Source organism: Micromonospora sp. WMMA2032, from assembly GCF_002688545.1.
Lineage (GTDB): Bacteria > Actinomycetota > Actinomycetes > Mycobacteriales > Micromonosporaceae > Micromonospora > Micromonospora sediminicola.
The window spans coordinates 1,927,169-1,943,752 of sequence record NZ_CP024052.1; the positions used below are offsets into that span (position 1 = coordinate 1,927,169).

Annotated in this window: 13 protein-coding genes; 7 read left to right on the forward strand and 6 right to left on the reverse strand. The window is 72.8% G+C overall.

Features of this window, described 5'->3' with window-relative positions:
• Nucleotides 1-34: 34 nt before the first annotated feature.
• Together CO540_RS08300 and CO540_RS08305 are read right to left on the reverse strand one after the other, a co-directional pair.
• Nucleotides 35-688 (reverse strand): TetR/AcrR family transcriptional regulator C-terminal domain-containing protein, encoded by a 654-nt coding sequence (locus tag CO540_RS08300; RefSeq protein ID WP_099161572.1) that lies wholly within the window; start codon nt 686-688, stop codon nt 35-37.
• 1 nt (nt 689) lies between these two features.
• Entirely contained in the window at nt 690-2,111 is a 1,422-nt protein-coding gene (locus CO540_RS08305) for an LRV domain-containing protein (protein WP_157779082.1), read from the reverse strand.
• Between the two features lie 157 nt (nt 2,112-2,268).
• Here CO540_RS08305 and CO540_RS08310 point away from each other — a divergent pair, with 157 nt between their 5' ends.
• Complete coding sequence (locus tag CO540_RS08310; protein ID WP_099161574.1) at nt 2,269-3,441, forward strand: acyl-CoA dehydrogenase family protein; 1,173 nt, start codon at nt 2,269-2,271, stop codon at nt 3,439-3,441.
• Nucleotides 3,442-3,454: 13 nt separating this feature from the next.
• Here the strand turns inward: CO540_RS08310 and CO540_RS08315 are convergent, their stop codons facing one another.
• The 3 genes from CO540_RS08315 to dnaE form a co-directional block, all read right to left on the reverse strand.
• Nucleotides 3,455-4,492 (reverse strand): aminotransferase class V-fold PLP-dependent enzyme, encoded by a 1,038-nt coding sequence (locus CO540_RS08315; protein ID WP_099161575.1) that lies wholly within the window; start codon nt 4,490-4,492, stop codon nt 3,455-3,457.
• Nucleotides 4,493-5,333: 841 nt separating this feature from the next.
• Nucleotides 5,334-6,722: a cation:dicarboxylate symporter family transporter gene (locus tag CO540_RS08320; protein WP_099161576.1), complete on the reverse strand. Its 1,389-nt coding sequence runs from the start codon at nt 6,720-6,722 to the stop codon at nt 5,334-5,336.
• Between the two features lie 53 nt (nt 6,723-6,775).
• Complete coding sequence (gene dnaE / locus CO540_RS08325; RefSeq protein ID WP_091578190.1) at nt 6,776-10,309, reverse strand: DNA polymerase III subunit alpha; 3,534 nt, start codon at nt 10,307-10,309, stop codon at nt 6,776-6,778.
• 185 nt (nt 10,310-10,494) lie between these two features.
• Here dnaE and CO540_RS08330 point away from each other — a divergent pair, with 185 nt between their 5' ends.
• The gene (locus tag CO540_RS08330) at nt 10,495-10,836 is read left to right on the forward strand and encodes a PadR family transcriptional regulator (RefSeq protein WP_091578193.1); all 342 of its coding nucleotides are present in this window, start codon (nt 10,495-10,497) and stop codon (nt 10,834-10,836) included.
• The gene (locus CO540_RS08335) at nt 10,833-11,777 is read left to right on the forward strand and encodes a permease prefix domain 1-containing protein (RefSeq protein ID WP_099161577.1); all 945 of its coding nucleotides are present in this window, start codon (nt 10,833-10,835) and stop codon (nt 11,775-11,777) included. Before CO540_RS08330 ends, CO540_RS08335 begins: the two co-directional genes overlap by 4 nt.
• A gap of 62 nt (nt 11,778-11,839) precedes the next feature.
• On the opposite strand, the gene CO540_RS08340 is transcribed toward CO540_RS08335, so the two are convergent.
• The gene (locus CO540_RS08340) at nt 11,840-12,400 is read right to left on the reverse strand and encodes a GNAT family N-acetyltransferase (protein ID WP_099161578.1); all 561 of its coding nucleotides are present in this window, start codon (nt 12,398-12,400) and stop codon (nt 11,840-11,842) included.
• A 124-nt stretch (nt 12,401-12,524) separates the two neighbouring features.
• Here CO540_RS08340 and CO540_RS08345 point away from each other — a divergent pair, with 124 nt between their 5' ends.
• From CO540_RS08345 to CO540_RS08360, 4 genes are all read left to right on the forward strand, one after another.
• On the forward strand, nt 12,525-13,808 hold the full coding sequence (locus tag CO540_RS08345) for a sensor histidine kinase (RefSeq protein WP_099161579.1): 1,284 nt from the start codon (nt 12,525-12,527) through the stop codon (nt 13,806-13,808).
• Nucleotides 13,805-14,497, forward strand: coding sequence for a response regulator transcription factor (locus tag CO540_RS08350; RefSeq protein WP_091578205.1), 693 nt, complete (start codon nt 13,805-13,807; stop codon nt 14,495-14,497). Before CO540_RS08345 ends, CO540_RS08350 begins: the two co-directional genes overlap by 4 nt.
• A gap of 81 nt (nt 14,498-14,578) precedes the next feature.
• Complete coding sequence (locus CO540_RS08355; protein WP_099161580.1) at nt 14,579-15,472, forward strand: ABC transporter ATP-binding protein; 894 nt, start codon at nt 14,579-14,581, stop codon at nt 15,470-15,472.
• Nucleotides 15,469-16,530 (forward strand): ABC transporter permease, encoded by a 1,062-nt coding sequence (locus CO540_RS08360; protein WP_099161581.1) that lies wholly within the window; start codon nt 15,469-15,471, stop codon nt 16,528-16,530. The genes CO540_RS08355 and CO540_RS08360 overlap by 4 nt, the downstream gene beginning before the upstream one ends.
• The last annotated feature ends 54 nt before the right edge of the window (nt 16,531-16,584 follow it).

Consider the following 16,584-nt stretch of genomic DNA (forward strand, 5'->3'; position numbering starts at 1 on the left):
CGGGGGCGGGAAACTAGCAGTGGGAGTTTTGACGCTACCCCGGACCGCTGCCGCGTTCCACCGGGGCCACCGTCCGGGCGTACTCGTCCGCGAGGCCGTGCAGCAACGCGTCCAGGCCGAGGGTGAAGGCGCCCTCGTCGACGCTGCGCTGGTGGCCGCGCAGCCGGTGGGCCTGCGTGAGGTGCGGGTGGGCCGCGTACAGCTCCGGGTCCTCCACGAACCCCCGCGCGAACGAGCCGAGCGCCGACCCGGCCACGAAGTAGCGCAGCGCGGCACCGATGTGGGTGGCCCGGGCCGGCGGCCAGCCCGCCCGGACCAGCGCGCCGTAGACAGCGTCGGCCATGGCCAGCGCGGCCGCCCGGCGGCCCGGCCCCTGCGCCAGGTAGGGGACGATGTTCGGGTGCGCGGCCAGCGCCGCACGGTAGGACCGGGCCCAGCGGCGCAACGCCTCGACCCAGTCGTACCGGTCGAAGACGCTCACGTCGACCGTGCCGGTGACGCTGTCCGCCACGGCGTCGAGGATCTCGTCCTTCGTGGCGAAGTGGTTGTAGAGCGAGGGGCCCTGCACGCCGAGCGCGGCGGCCAGCCGGCGGGTGGAGAGCGCGCCGAGACCGTCGGCGTCGATGAGCACGAGCGCGGTCTCGACGATCCGGTCCCGGTTGAGCAGGGCCTGGCGGGGGCGGGGCATGTCAGGCCTCCCCGCCGGCGGTTCCGGCGGACGCCCGGAGGATCCCCGCCCCGGCAAGGATCCGTTCCATGAGGGCGACCGGAAGGTTGGGGTTTCCCGCCGCCGATCCCGCGGCGGCCGGATCGTCGAGCAGCTCGGCCAGCCGCCCGGCGCCAAGGCGGGGGTCGGACGCCATCCGGGACCGGACGCCGCCGTCCCCATCACGGCTGAGCCGGTCGATGAGCTCGGCCGGTGCCTCCGGGTCGTGGCGGACCAGCATGCGCGCCCTGGGATCGGCGGAGTCCGCCAGCCGGGCCAGCCCGACCCGCGGGAAGCGGGGCCGCGCGATCAACATGCTCGCCGTGATCACCCGAGCCTCCAGATACGTCGCGAGCAGCACCTCCCCCGGGACCTCGTCGTGGTTCTCACAGAGCAGCAGCCGGACCGCGAAGTCGTCGTCGCCGGCGAGCCGGGCCACCTGGTCCGGACGCAGGCTCGGGCTGTACGCGGCGCTGCGCCGAAGCCCGACGTGGGCCGAGCGGACGGCGCCGTCCAGCGCGTCGGGATCGCCGAGCCGGTCGAGCACCCACCGGGCGGGTCGGAGGCGGGTCTCCGGCCGCACCTCGTAGTCGACGGCGGCGCGTTCGGCCTCGGTCAGCCCGGGGCGCAGGGACAGCCGTAGCCGCACCGTCGGGTCGGGGTCGGTGGCCAACTCCTGGACCAGGTCGCGGGGCAGGTGCGGGTTCTCGGCCACGGCCGCGCGGACGTCCCGGTCCTGGTGCCGGGCGAGTCGCTCCGCCATCGCCCGCGCCAACGGGATCTCGACGGCCAGGTCACGCAGCCACCAGGGGTCCGACCACGCCTCGTCGAGCACGCCGGCGAGCAGTTCCGGACGGCGGCGCCACGCCCGCCGGGCCACCGCGTCGCGCACCCGGGGGTCGGGGTCGGCGAGCAGCCGGTCGGTGATCCCGTCCGACGGATCCGCCCAGCCCGCGTACCCCGAGACCCGGACCTCGGGATCGGGGTCCTCGACCATCCGGGCCCGGACGTCCACCGGACACTGCCGGGACCCGGCCACCTCGTCGCGGACCCGGTGGTCCGGGTCCGCCGCCAGCCGGGCGTAGGTCTCCTCGGGCAGCGGCGCGGGCGTGGCCCGGAACAGCTCCGGCCCGTGGGCGAGCAGGATACGGACCATCGGCGCGGGATCGTCGACGAGCAGGGCGCGCTGTTGCGGCGTGGCTGACGAACTGTCCGCCAGCGCCGCCCGGACCCGCCGATCCGGGTGTGCGGCGACGGCGGCGCAGAACTCGTCCGGCAGCGTGTTCCGGAAGATCAGCACCGCTACGGCCGCGTCGCTGTCGTCCAGCATGCGGAGCAGCAACTCCGACGGGGTCGCCGGGTTGCCGGCCACTCCCCTCACCTGTTCGCAGACCAGGTCCCGCAAGCCGCCTCCCGTCCGAAACCACCTGATCATGCACCTTAACCGGGCGGGTCTCACCGCGGCGGTGACAGGAGAGGGCTGGACGGATGAAAACTTGCACCGCTAGTTTAAAGGCGACCGCCGCCGCCGCGACGGTCGCCACGCCGACCGAGGGAGCATCGTGGACTTCGCACTGTCCGACGAGGAACGGGCCGTCCGGGACACCGTGCGCGCCTTCGTCACCCGCGAGGTGCTGCCGCTGGAGCAGGAGGTGCTGCGCCGTGAGCGCGCCCACCGGCCCGGCCTGGACCGCTCAGAGCTGCGCGAGTTGCAGCTCAAGGCGAAGAAGTTCGGCTTCTGGGGCCTGGCCACCCCGGAGGAGTACGGCGGGATGGACCTGCCGGCGGTGATGCAGTCGCTGATCTGGACCGAGCTGGGCCGCAGCTTCGTGCCGTTCCGCTTCGGCGGCGAGGCCGACAACATCCTGTTCCACGCCACCGACGAGCAGAAGCGCGAGTTCCTGATCCCGACCATCGAGGGCGAACGGATCTCCTGCTTCGCCATCACCGAGCCGGGCGCCGGCTCGGACGCGGCCAACATCAAGCTGCGCGCCCGACGCGACGGCGACGACTGGGTCCTCGACGGCGAGAAGACGTTCATCACCAACGGCAACGACGCCGACTTCGCCATCGTGGTGGCGGTGACCGACCCGGAGAAGGGGGCCCGCCGCGGCGGCGCGACCGCGTTCCTGGTCGACCGGGCGATGGGCTGGCGGTCGGAGTTCATCCAGACCATGGGCGAGGGCGGCCCGGCCTCACTCGTCTTCGACGGCGTACGCGTGCCGCACCGCAACATCCTCGGCGAGATCGGTCAGGGCTTCACGCTCGGCATGGAGTGGATCGGCAAGGGCCGCTACACCATCCCCTCGCACGCGGTCGGCATCGCCGAACGCGCCCTCCAGATGGCGATCGACCACGCCAACACCCGGGAGACGTTCGGCGCGCCGATCGCCACCAACCAGGCCATCCAGTGGATGATCGCCGACTCGGAGACCGAGTTGGAGGCCGCGCGCTGGCTGATCCTGCGCTCGGCCTGGACGGTCGACCAGGGCCTCGATCCCCGGCACGCCTCCTCGATGGGCAAGCTCTACGGCGCCGGCATGGTCAACCGGGTGGTGGACCGGGTGCTCCAGATCCACGGCGGCATGGGCTACACCCGGGAGTTGCCGATCGAACGCTGGTACCGGCAGGTGCGCCTGTACCGGATCTTCGAGGGCACCGACGAGATGCAGCGGCTGATCATCTCCCGCGACCTGCTGCGCGGCTACACGAAGATCGGCGGCCACCTGGCCTGACCCGGGGGCCGGGTCAGCCGGTCAGCGCCTCGACCGCCCGGTCCACGTCCGCCTCGGTCGTGTAGAGGTGGAACGAGGCGCGCACCCGCCCGGCCCGCACCGCCGCGCGCACCCCGGCGCGGGCCAGCCGCTCCTGGGCGTCCGGCACGTCCACGCTGACGATCGCGCTGTCGCCGGGCGGGCGGCCCAAACCGGCCAGGAACCGGTTGGCCAGCGCCACGTCGTGGTCCCGCACCGCCGCCAGGTCGAGGTCGGCGAGCAGTTCCAGCACCGGCGCCGCCCCCGCGTAGCAGAGCCACGACGGGGAGATGTCGAAGCGGCGGGCGTCGTCGGCCAGCCGCAACGGCGTGCCGTAGTACGAGGCGTGCGGGTCGCGGCCCGCGTACCACCCGGCGGCGTCCGCACGCATCCGCTCGCGCAGCGCCGGGGCCAGGTAGGCGAAGGCCGCGCCGCGCGGCGCCATCAACCACTTGTACGCCCCCACCAGCACCGCGTCCGCCCGGTCGGCCGCGAACGGCAGCCATCCGCAGGCCTGGGTGGCGTCGACCACGACCAGCGCCCCGTGCGCCCGGGCCGCCGCGACGATCTCGTCGTACGGCGCGACCGTGCCGTCGGCGGACTGCACCAGGCTGAACGCGACCAGGTCGGTGTCGGCGTCGATCGCGTCGACCAGGCCGTCGAGCGGCACGGTCCGCACCCGCACCCCCCGGTCCTCCTGCACCAGCCAGGGGAACAGGATCGAGGTGAACTCGACCTCGGGCACCACCACCGTGGCCCCCGACGGCAGCGCCGCCGCGATCGGCGCGGCCAGTTGGGACACGGCGGCGCCGACGCTCACGTCGGCCGGGTCCACGCCGACCAGCCGGGCGAACGCGGCCCGGGACCGGCCGACCGACTCGTCCCACACCTCGAACGACACCCGGCCGGTCCGCCACTCGGCGAGCACCTGCTGCACGGCCGTCCACACCGGATCGGGCGGCAACCCGTAGGTCGCCGTGTTCAACCAGCCCGACTCCACCTGCCACAACTTCCGCGCCTGCTCCAGCTCCATGCCACCGACGCTAGCCACCCCCGACTCCCGTCCGAAACCACCAATCCCACCCCCGTGGCCCACGCTTCTCACCCGCTCGCCCTACACCCCGCTCCCCCACCCCTCACCCCCTGCTGCCCCCGCACACGCCCCGCGCTGGCCCCCGCCCCCGCCACGCCCCGCGCTGGCCCCCGCCCCCGCACACGCCCCGCGCTGGCCCCCGCCCCGGCCTCGCCCCTGCCTCGCCCCGCGGCCCCGCCCTACACCCCACCCTCAGCCCTGCTCTGCACCCCCCACCCCCAGCCCTGCCCTGCGCCCTCACCCTCGGCCCCGCCCTCGCGCCCTCACCCTCGGCCCCTCCCTGCACCCGCGCCCCGCGCCCCGCGATCTTGCAGTTCCGGCCACCTCCCTGGGCGCTCCGTCCCTTTTGCCTGGACCGAAGGTGCATGATCGCGGTCGGGCCTGCGTCGCTGCCACCGCATGAGGGCGACGGTTGAAGACCGATATACCGCTCAGTCATATTTATGACTCAGCGGTATATCGGTTTGGAACTCATGTGCCTGTCTGGTCGGTCGCGTCCGGTGGTCCGCCTCGGGACATGGACCGACTCAACAGGTAGGGCGCTCCGGCCCGTGCCCGTCTCGACGAGAGCGCCGCTCCAGGCGCGCGGCTGGTCCGCAGGCGGACTACGTAGCCAATCCTGCCCCTGGTGAAGGCGGGCCAAGCCGAATCGCATCGGGCCGGGCCGGGCCAAGCCGGGCGGGTCGCGCCGGGCCGAGCCGAGCCAAGCCAGGCCGAGCCAGGCCAGGCCGGGCCCGGCCGGGCCGAGGCGAGGCGAGCCCGGGGCGGGCCGGCGGGGGGGTCAGGCGGTGGAGCCGGCGAGCGGGCGCTCGGCGCCGGGCGGGGTGTCCTCGGCGGGGCGCTCGTCGTCGTCCTCGTCGACCATGCTGGCCTCGTCGAACGGGCGGTCCCCGGCCAGGACGGCACGGGCCTGGTCGCGGTCGAACTCACCGGTCCAGGTGCCGACCAGCACGGTGGCCACGGCGTTGCCGGCGAAGTTGGTCAGCGCCCGGGCCTCGGACATGAACCGGTCGATGCCGACGATCAGGCCGACGCCGTCGACCAGGTCCGGCCGGTGCGACTGGAGGCCGCCGGCGAGCGTGGCCAGGCCGGCGCCGGTCACGCCGGCCGCACCCTTGGAGGCGATCACCATGAACACCAGCAGCGAGATCTGCTCGCCGACGGCCAGCGGCTTGCCCAGCGCGTCGGCCACGAAGAGGGAGGCCATGGTCAGGTAGATCGCGGTGCCGTCGAGGTTGAACGAGTAGCCGGTGGGGACCGTGATGCCGACGACCGGACGGCCGACGCCGACGTGTTCCATCTTGGCGATCAGCCGGGGCAGCGCCGATTCCGACGACGAGGTGGAGAGGATCAGCAGGAACTCCCGGCCCAGGTAGCGCAGCAGCGAGAAGATCGAGATCCGGGCGATCAGGCGCAGCAGCAGGCCGAGCACCACGATCACGAAGATCAGGCAGGTGGCGTAGAAGCCGAGCATGATCTGGGCCAGGCTCTTCAGCGCGTCCACGCCGGTGGCGCCGACCACGGCTGCCATCGCGCCGAACGCGCCGATCGGCGCGAGCCACATGATCATGGCCAGCACCTTGAAGACCAGGCGCTGCAGCACGCCGATCGCCCGCAGCACCGGCTCGCCCCGACTGCCCAGCCCCTGCACGGCGAAGCCGACCAGCAGCGCGACCAGCAGGGTCTGCAGCACCTCGCCCTCGGTCAGCGCGGAGACCAGTGTGGTCGGGATGATGCCGAGCAGGAAGTCGACCGTGCCGGCGCTCTCGTCACCGGCGGCGGACCGGCCGGCGTCGGCCACCTCGGGGCCCAGGTCCAGGCCCGCGCCGGGGTGGATGATGTTGCCGACCACGAGACCGATCGCCAGAGCCACTGTCGACATGACCAGGAAGTAGCCGAGCGCGAGGCCGCCGACCTTGCCGACCTTGGCCGCCTGCCGGACGGATCCGACACCGAGCACGATCGTGCAGAAGATGACCGGGCTGATCATCATCTTGATCAGGTTGACGAAGCCGGTACCCAGCGGTTTCAGCGCCTTGCCGACGTCGGGCGCGACGAGGCCGACCACGATGCCGGCGATGACGGCGACGATGACCGCCAGGTAGAGGTACCGGGTCCGGTCCCGGCGGGCGGGTCGGACAGCCTCGGGGGTGGGGGTGGTGGTGTCCATGTCGACACTGTGAAGCAGGTCTCACCGGACCGCACGCCGTCCGACGCCGCCGGTCAGCTCACGTTGGCCGGGCCCAGCACGCTCTTCAGGTCGCCCATCAGGGCGGTGGTCGGCGCGACCCGGAACGGGCCGAGGCGCAGCGTGGTGACCTTGCCGCCGTTGAGCAGCTTGACGTGCACCTCGCAGTCGCCCGGATGCAGCACCAGCGTCTCCTTGAGCCGCTCGACCAGCGGCGGGGTGCAGCGGTGCACCGGGATGGTCAGGGTGACCGGCTTGTTCGCCGGGTTGCTGGTGACGTCCGGCATGGACATGTCCATCGCCATGATCCGGGGGGTGTCGTCGCGCCGGTCCACCCGGCCCTTGACCACCACGATGGCGTCCTCGGCGATGTATTGCCCGATCACCTCGTAGGTGTTCGGGAAGAACAGCGTCTCCACGCCGCCGGCCAGGTCCTCCAGGGTGGCCGAGGCCCAGGCCCGGCCCTGCTTGGTGACCCGGCGCTGCACGCCCGAGAGGATGCCGGCGAGGGTGACGACCGCGCCGTCGGGCACGGTGCCCTCCTCGGAGAGCGCGGCGATGGTGGTGTCCGCGGCGGCGCCGAGCACGTGCTCCAGGCCGAACAACGGGTGGTCGGAGACGTAGAGGCCGAGCATCTCGCGTTCGAAGGCGAGCTTGTCCCGCTTGTCCCACTCCCCCTCGCCGATGACCGGCATCACGGTGGTGCTGCCGCCGGTGTCCGCGTCGCCGAAGCCGGCGCCGAACAGGTCGTACTGGCCGACCGCCTCCTTGCGCTTGACGTCGGCGTACGCGTCGATGGCGTCGGCGTGCACCGCCAGCAGGCCCTTGCGGGGGTGGTTGAGCGAGTCGAACGCGCCGGCCTTGATCAGCGATTCGATGGTCTTCTTGTTGCAGACCACCGCGTCCACCTTGGACAGGAAGTCGTAGAAGTCGGTGTAGTCGCCCTTCTCGTCGCGGCACCGCATGATCGAGGCGACCACGTTCGCGCCGACGTTGCGCACCGCGCCGAGACCGAAGCGGATCTCCTTGCCGACCGGGGTGAACGGGCCGGCCGAGGTGTTCACGTCCGGCGGGAGGACCTGGATGCGCATCCGGCGGCACTCGGACAGGTACATGGCCATCTTGTCCTTGTCGTCACCGACGGAGGTGAGCAACGCGGCCATGTACTCGGCGGGGTAGTGCGCCTTCAGGTAGGCGGTCCAGTAGGAGACCAGGCCGTACGCGGCGGAGTGGGCCTTGTTGAACGCGTAGCCGGCGAACGGGACGAGCACGTCCCACACCGCCTGGATGGCCTCGTCGGAGTAGCCGCGCTCGCGGCAGCCGTCCCGGAACGGGATGAACTCCTTGTCGAGGATCTCCTTCTTCTTCTTGCCCATCGCCCGGCGCAGCAGGTCGGCCTGGCCGAGCGTGTAGCCGGCGAGGATCTGCGCGGCGCGCTGCACCTGCTCCTGGTAGACGATCAGGCCGTAGGTCGGGGCGAGGATCTCGCGCAGCGGCTCCTCCAGCTCCGGGTGGATCGGGGTGATCTCCTGGAGGCCGTTCTTGCGCAGCGCGTAGTTGGTGTGCGAGTCGACGCCCATCGGGCCGGGGCGGTAGAGCGCCAGCACGGCCGAGATGTCCTCGAAGTTGTCCGGCTTCATCAGCCGCAGCAGCGAGCGCATCGGCCCGCCGTCGAGCTGGAAGACGCCCAGCGTGTCACCGCGGGCGAGCAGTTCGTACGCCTGCCGGTCGTCCAGCGGCAGGCCCAGCAGGTCCAGCTCCAGGTTGTGGTTGAGCCGGATGTTCTTCACCGCGTCGTCGATGATCGTCAGGTTGCGCAGGCCGAGGAAGTCCATCTTCAGCAACCCGAGCGACTCGCAGGTCGGGTAGTCGAACTGCGTGATGATGACGCCGTCGGAGTCACGCCGCATCAGCGGGATGTGCTCGATGATCGGCTCGGCGGACATGATGACGCCGGCCGCGTGCACGCCGGTCTGCCGGATCAGGCCCTCGATGCCCTTCGCGGTCTCGATCACCTTCTTGACGTCCGGGTCGGACTCGTAGAGGCCCCGGATCTCGCCCGCCTCGGCGTAGCGCGGGTGCTTCGGGTCGAAGATGCCGGACAGCGGGATGTCCTTGCCCATCACCGCCGGGGGCATGGCCTTGGTGATCCGGTCGCCGACCGCGTACGGGAAACCCAGCACGCGGGCCGAGTCCTTGATCGCGGCCTTCGCCTTGATCGTGCCGAACGTGGCGATCTGCGCGACCTTGTCCTCGCCCCACTTGTCGGTCACGTACTTGATGACCTCACCACGCCGGCGCTCGTCGAAGTCGATGTCGACGTCCGGCATCGAGACGCGCTCGGGGTTGAGGAACCGCTCGAAGATCAGGCCGTGCGGGATCGGGTCCAGGTCGGTGATGCCCAGCGCGTACGCGACCAGCGAACCGGCGGCCGAGCCACGGCCCGGGCCGACCGCGATGCCCTGGTTCTTGGCCCACTGGATGAAGTCGGCGACCACGAGGAAGTAGGACGGGAAGCCCATCTGGATGATGACGCCCAGCTCGTACTCGGCCTGGACGACGTGGCCCTCCGGGATGCCGTTCGGGAAGCGGCGCTTGAGCCCGGCGAACGTCTCCTTGCGGAACCAGGACTCCTCGGTCTCGCCGTCGGGGATCGGGAACCGCGGCATCAGGTTGTGGAAGGTGAACATGCCGGTCGGGTCGACCTTCTCGGCCACCAGCAGCGTGTTGCGGCAGCCCTGCTGCCACAGCTCGGAGGAGTCGACCGCGCGCATCTGGTCGGCGGACTTGACGAAGTAGCCGCCGCCCTCGAACCGGAACCGGTTCGGGTCGGCCACGTTGCTGCCGGTCTGCACGCACAGCAGCACGTCGTGCGCCTCGGCCTGCGCCTCGTGGGTGTAGTGCGAGTCGTTGGTGACCACCGGCGGGATGTCGAGCTTGCGGGCGATCTCGGTGAGCCCGTCGCGGACCCGGCGCTCGATGTCGAGGCCGTGGTCCATGATCTCCAGGAAGTAGTTGTCCTTGCCGAAGATGTCCTGGTAGGCGGCGGCGACCTTGAGCGCCTCGTCGAACTGGCCGAGCCGCAGCCGGGTCTGCACCGCGCCGGACGGGCAGCCGGTGGTGGCCATGATGCCCTCGGCGTGCTCGGCGATCAGCTCCATGTCCATCCGGGGCCACTTGACGTAGTGGCCCTCCATGGAGGCGCGGGAGTTGAGCCGGAACATGTTGTGCAGCCCGGTGCGGTTCGCCGCCCACATGGTCATGTGGGTGATGGCGCCGTTGCCGGAGACGTCGTCGCTCTTCTGCTCGGGGCGCCCCCACTTGACCCGTGCCTTGTGGAAGCGCGACTCCGGCGCCACGTACGCCTCGACGCCGAGGATGGGCTTGACCCCGGCGGCCATGGCCTGCTTGTAGAAGTCGTTCGCGCCGTGCATGTTGCCGTGGTCGGTGATCGCCACCGCCGGCATGCCGAGCCGCGCCGCCTCGGCGAACAGGTCCTTGAGCCGGGCCGCCCCGTCGAGCATCGAGTACTCGGTGTGTACGTGCAGATGCGCGAACGAATCGCCCATGCGTGGCGCCCCCCGGGTTGTGGATCAAGCTGCGTCGGAGTCGACCGACCCACCCTACCGAGGCGGTCCGACCGGCTCCACCGTCCGCGCCGGGGGTGGCCGGCGTCTCTCCCGACGGACCGGTGTATGCCACACGACGGTGTATCTGCTTGCAATGGTGTGTGGCACACACTATCGTGTGTCACATGGTCACCGACGAGGTCCTCCGGACCCACCTCCAGGAGCTGCGACGCGGCACGATCGTGGTGGCCAGCCTGGTCGCCCTGCGCCGCCCCGACTACGGCTACGCCCTGCTGCAACGGCTGGCCGCGCACGGCTTCGCGGTCGACGCCAACACGCTCTACCCGCTGCTGCGCCGGCTCGAGGAACAGGGCCTGCTGACCAGCGAGTGGAACACCGAGGAGAGCCGGCCGCGCAAGTTCTACCGCACCAGTGACGACGGCGAGACGGTGCTGGGCCGCCTGCTCGACGACCTGACCGCGGTCCAGACGTCCGTCACCCAGCTGATCGAAGGAGTAGGGCGATGAGTTCCCTGACCGACCGCTATCTCGCGGCCACCCTGCGCACCGTGCCGGCGCCCCGCCGCGCCGAGCTCGCCGAGGAGCTGCGCGCCTCCATCGCCGACATGATCGACGACCGGACCGCGGGCGGGCAGGACCACGCCTCCGCCGAGCGCGAGGTGCTCACCGAGATGGGCAACCCCGAGCAGCTCGCGGCCCGCTACAGCGACCGCACGCTCCAGCTCATCGGCCCGCGCTACTACCTGCTCTGGTGGCGGGTGCTGCGGATGCTGCTCACCTGGATCCCGGCGATCGTCGGCGTGGTCACCGGCGTGGTCAAGGCGACGGTCGGCGGCGAACCGGGCGCGGCGATCGGCGCCGGCATCGCCAGCGCGTTGCAGACGGCCGTGCAGATCGCGTTCTGGGTCACGCTGTCCTTCGCCGTCCTGGAGCGCACCCGGACCCCGCTGGGCCTGCCCGAGTGGACCGTCGACCAGCTCCCCGAGGAGACCCACGACCGGCAGATCAGCCAGCCGGACAGCGTCGCGTCCGTGGTGTTCCTGCTCGGCACGGTCGGCGTCCTCGTCGGGCAGCACTTCCAGCACTGGGCCAGCGGCGACGGCTCCCGGCTGCCGGTGCTCGACCCGGCGCTCTGGAGCTTCTGGCTCCCGGCGCTGATCGTGGTGCTGCTGGCCACCGTCGGTCTGGAGATCGCGAAGTACCGGTCGGGCCGGTGGACCTGGGCGCTGGTCGGGGTCAACGCGCTGCTCAACCTGGCGTTCGCGGCGCCGGTGGTGTGGCTGCTGCTGACCGACCGGATGCTCAACCCGGACCTGGTCGAGCGGTTCGCCTGGCTCCGCGAGGGCGGGGCGGACGACGTCGCCCGGATCGCCGTGGTGGTCACCGTGGTCATCGCGGTCTGGGACGTGATCGACAGCGCGGTCAAGGCGGTCCGCGCCCGCCGCTGAGGGTCTTGACCGGCCCGGCGCCGCCCGCACGGGGCGCGCCGGGCCCTCGGGTGCGCCGGGCCTCAGGCCGCCGCGCGCCACTCCCGCGCCAGCAGGGCGTAGACCGCCTCGTCGGTCCACTCCCCCTTGACGAACTCGTTCTCCCGCAGGTGCGCCTCGCGCCGCATGCCCAACCGCTCCAGCACCCGGGCGGAGGCCGTGTTGCGGGCGTCCAGCCGACCGACGATCCGGTGCAGGCCCAGCCCGTCGAAGCCGAGTCGCAGCAGCTCCCGGGCCGCCTCGGTGACGTAGCCCCGACCGGTGTGGTCCGGGTGGGCCGCGTAGCCGATCTCGCCCTGCCGGTGCTCGCCGCTGGTCCAGTTCAGCAGCACGTCCCCGACGACCACGCCGGTGTCGGGCAACGTCACCGCCAACTGGAGCACGTCGCCCGGTGCCCGCAACGCGGTCCGGCGGACCATCCGGTCGATCGCCGGCCGCACCGACTCGTCGTCGTAGGGCTCCTGGTAGAGAAAGCGGGTGACCTCCGGGCGGCCCCGGTAGTCCCGGACGACGGCCAGGTCGGCCGTGGTGAAGGCGCGCAGCACCAGGCGCCCGGTGCGCAGCGGCAGATCGGGTACGAGCACCGAGGCAGGCTACGCCCCCACCCGCGCCCCGGTCAGGCCGGTTTCCCTCGTCGATCAGGGTGGGTCGGGTGGCGGGGGTGCCCTTCCGGTCGGGGCGGGCGGGGGCGGGTGGCATGGTCGTACGGTGAGCACCGCAAACACCACCGGCTGGCGACGGCCGGGTCCCACCGCCGAGCAGCTCCGCACCGACCTCTGGATCGGCCTCGGAGTCACCGTGCTGGCCCTGTTCGAGCTGACCCTCGCCCGCAGCACCGGGGCGTTCCTGCTCGGGCCGCCGCCGAGCCTGGCCGAGCAGATCTTCTGGACGGCGGCGGCGACCGCGCCGCTGGCCCTGCGCCGACGGTGGCCCACCGCGGTCGCGGTGTTCATCTCGATCGCCTTCATCGCCGGGCAGGCCCGGGCGGTCCCGCTGTCCCAGCTCCCGTCGGGGGCGCTCTTCGCCGCGCTCTACACCCTCGGCGCCTGGGGCACCGACCGGCGGCTGGCCGGGCGGGTCCGGGTCGCCATCATCGGCGCGATGTTCGGCTGGCTGGGACTGTCGCTCGCGCTGCGCGCCGACCAGCTCTCGGCGAGCACCTTCGACGGCGCCGCCGGCCCGGTGCCGCCGGTGCTCGCGGCCGTCATCAACGGCGTCCTGTACAACGTCCTGTTCTTCGCCTTCGCCTACTACTCCGGCCAGACCGCCTGGGTGGCCGCGCGCCGCCGGCACGAGCTGCGGGAGCAGGCCGAGCAGCTGCGCCGCTCGCAGGAGGAGGCGCGCGAACGCGCGGTGATGGGGGAACGGGTCCGCATCGCCCGGGAGCTGCACGACGTGGTCGCCCACCACGTGTCGGTCATGGGCGTGCAGGCCGCCGCGTGCCGGCGGGTGTTCGACCGCGACCCGGACAAGGCGCGTACCGCGCTGACCGCCATCGAGGAGACGGCCCGCACCTCGGTGGACGAGCTGCGCCGGATGCTCGGCGTGCTGCGGGACCCGAGCGTCGCGTCCGGCGCCGGGCCCACCGACACCGCCGGCATCGAGCAGGTCGCCGCGCTGGTCGACCGGGCCCGCGAGACCGGGCTGCGGGCCCGCCTCGGGGTGTACGGCGACCCGACGCCGCTGCCCCGCTCGGTGTCCCAGGCGGCGTACCGGATCGTGCAGGAGGCGGTGACGAACGTGGTCAAGCACGCGTCCGCCACGTCGCTGGACGTGCGGATCCGCTACCTCGACCGGGAGCTGGAGGTCGACGTGAGCGACGACGGGCGCGGCGGAGGGTCCGGCGGCGGGGGCGGACTCGGCCTGATCGGCATGCGTGAGCGGGCCACCGCGCACGGCGGTGAGCTGGAGGCCGGGCCGAGGGCCGGTGGCGGCTTCCGGGTGCGGGCCCGCCTGCCGCTGGCCGTCGAGACGGCCGGGCGGGCGGCGTGACCGGGCCGGCGCCGGACGGGCCGGTCCGGGTCCTGCTCGTCGACGACCAGCACCTGGTCCGCAGCGGCTTCCGCATCATCCTCGAGGTGGAGGACGACATCGAGGTGGTCGGGGAGGCTGCCGACGGGGAGCGGGCGGTGGCGATGGCCGCCGCGCTGCGACCGGACGTGGTGCTGATGGACGTGGAGATGCCGGTGCTCGACGGGCTGGCGGCGACCCGCAGGATCACCGACGACGCCACCGGCGACGGCCCGGCCGTGCTGATCCTCACCACCTTCGACCGCGACGACTACCTCTTCGCGGCGCTGCGGGCCGGGGCGAGCGGCTTCCTGCTCAAGAACGGCACACCCGAGGACCTCGTCGAGGCGGTCCGGGTGGTGGCGCGCGGCGAGGGACTGATCGCGCCCGCGCTCACCCGCCGGGTGATCTCCACCTTCGCCCGTCCCGGTGCCGCGCCGCCCGACCCTCGGCACGACGCCGCGACGGCGGAACTGACCCCCCGGGAGCGTGAGGTGCTGGCGCTGGTGGCGCGGGGCGCCAGCAACGCGGAGGTCGCCGCCGTCCTGCACGTCGGCGAGGCGACCGTGAAGACCCACGTGAGCCGGGTGCTGGCCAAGCTGGGACTGCGCGACCGGGTCCAGGCGGTGATCTTCGCGTACGAGCACGGCATCGTGCGGCCCGGCGGCTGACGGCATCCGCCGCGCGGCGGACCCCGATGATCAACCCCTGGTGGGACGCCGTCGCGCCCGCCCGACCGTAGCGTCGGGCGCATGACCAGCGTGCTCCACCTGGACGGCGTCGACCGCAGCTTCGACGGACGTCAGGTGCTCTCCGACGTCACCTTCGACGTGACCGCCGGCCGGCTGACCGGGTTCGTCGGCGGCAACGGCGCCGGCAAGACCACCACGATGCGGATCATCCTCGGCGTGCTCGCCCCCGACGCCGGGCAGGTGACGTGGCGGGGCGACCGGCTCACCCGGGACGCCCGGCGGCGGTTCGGCTACATGCCGGAGGAACGGGGCCTCTACCCGAAGATGACGACCCGCGAGCAGGTGGCCCACCTCGGCCGCCTGTACGGGCTGGACGCGCCGGCGGCGCGCCGGCGTACCGACGCGCTGCTGGAGCGGATCGGCCTCGGCGAGCGCGGCGACGACCTGCTGGAGACGCTGTCGCTGGGCAACCAGCAGCGGGCGCAGATCGCCGCCGCGCTGGTGCACGACCCGGAGGTGCTGATCCTCGACGAGCCCTTCTCCGGGCTCGACCCCCTCGCCGTCGACACGGTGGTCGCGGTGCTGCGGGAACGGGCCGCCGCCGGGGCGCCCGTGCTCTTCTCCAGCCACCAGCTCGACGTGGTGGAACGGCTCTGCGACGACCTGGTGATCATCGCGGGCGGCACCATCCGGGCCGCCGGCCCCCGGGAGGAGCTGCGCGCCGCGTACACCCTGCCCCGGTTCGAGCTGGTGGTCGACGGCGACGCCGGCTGGCTGCGGGACCAGGCCGGCGTGGAGCTGGTCGACCTCGACGGCGCCCGCGCGGTGTTCGACCTGGAACCCACCGTCGACGACCAGTCGGTGCTGCGCGCGGCGCTGGCCCGCGGCCCGGTGCGCGCCTTCCACCCGGTCACCCCGTCCCTCGCCGAGATCTTCCGAGAGGTCAACCAGTGAACACCTACCAGGCCACCCGGCTGGTCGCCGCCCGCGAGATCAGGGTCAAGCTGCGCGACAAGACGTTCCTCTACGGCACCCTGGTCTTCCTGCTCATCGCGATCGCCTCCACGGTGCTGCCGGCGATGCTGCAGGGCGGACCGTCCACGGTGGCGGCGCCCGCCGCGGCCGCCGGCCCGCTGCGCGCGGCCGGCCTGGACGTCCTCGTGGTCGCCGACGACGCGGCCGCCGAGCGGGCGGTACGCGACGGCGACGCGGACGCGGCGCTGGTCGCCGGCCCGACCGTGCTCGGCGACCAGCGGGCCCCGGACGACGTGGTCCAGGCGCTCAGCGTGGCACCGCAGGTGCGGCTGCTCGACCCCGACGCGGTGGACCCGGTCACCGCCTACCTGGTGCCGTTCGCCTTCGCGTTCGTCTTCTTCATCATGTCCCAGACCTTCGGCATCCAGGTCGCGCAGAGCGTCACCGAGGAGAAGCAGACCCGGATCGTGGAGATCCTGGTCGCCGCCGTGCCGGTCCGGGCGCTGCTGGCCGGCAAGATCGTCGCCGCCGGCGCGCTGGCGCTGGGACAGGTGGCGCTGATCGCGGTCGCCGCCGTGACCGGGCTGCGGCTGACCGGCGGCGGGGACCTGCTCGACCTGGTCGCCCCCGCGCTCGGCTGGTTCGTGCCCTTCTTCCTGCTCGGCTTCCTGCTGCTGGCGGCGATGTGGGCGGCGGCCGGCGCGCTGGTGAACCGGCAGGAGGACATCGCCGGGGCGTCCACCCCGGTGCAGCTGGCGGTGATGGCGCCGTTCTTCGCGGTGGTGTTCCTCAACGACAACGGCACCGCGATGCGGATCCTGTCGTACCTGCCGCTGTCCGCGCCGACCGCGATGCCGGTGCGGCTGTTCACCGGCGACGCGGCGACCTGGGAGCCGTTCGTGGCGCTGGCGCTGCTGCTGGTCGCGGCGGCCGGCTTCCTCGCCGCCGGGGCGCGGATCTACCAGGGCTCGCTGCTGCGCACCAACGGGCGGACGTCGGTGCGTGCGGCCTGGCGGCAGCGCGAGACGGTCGGCTGACCGCGGCCGCCCCGCCCGGCCCGGGACCGGCCGGCGGGGCGGCGGAGCCGGTCC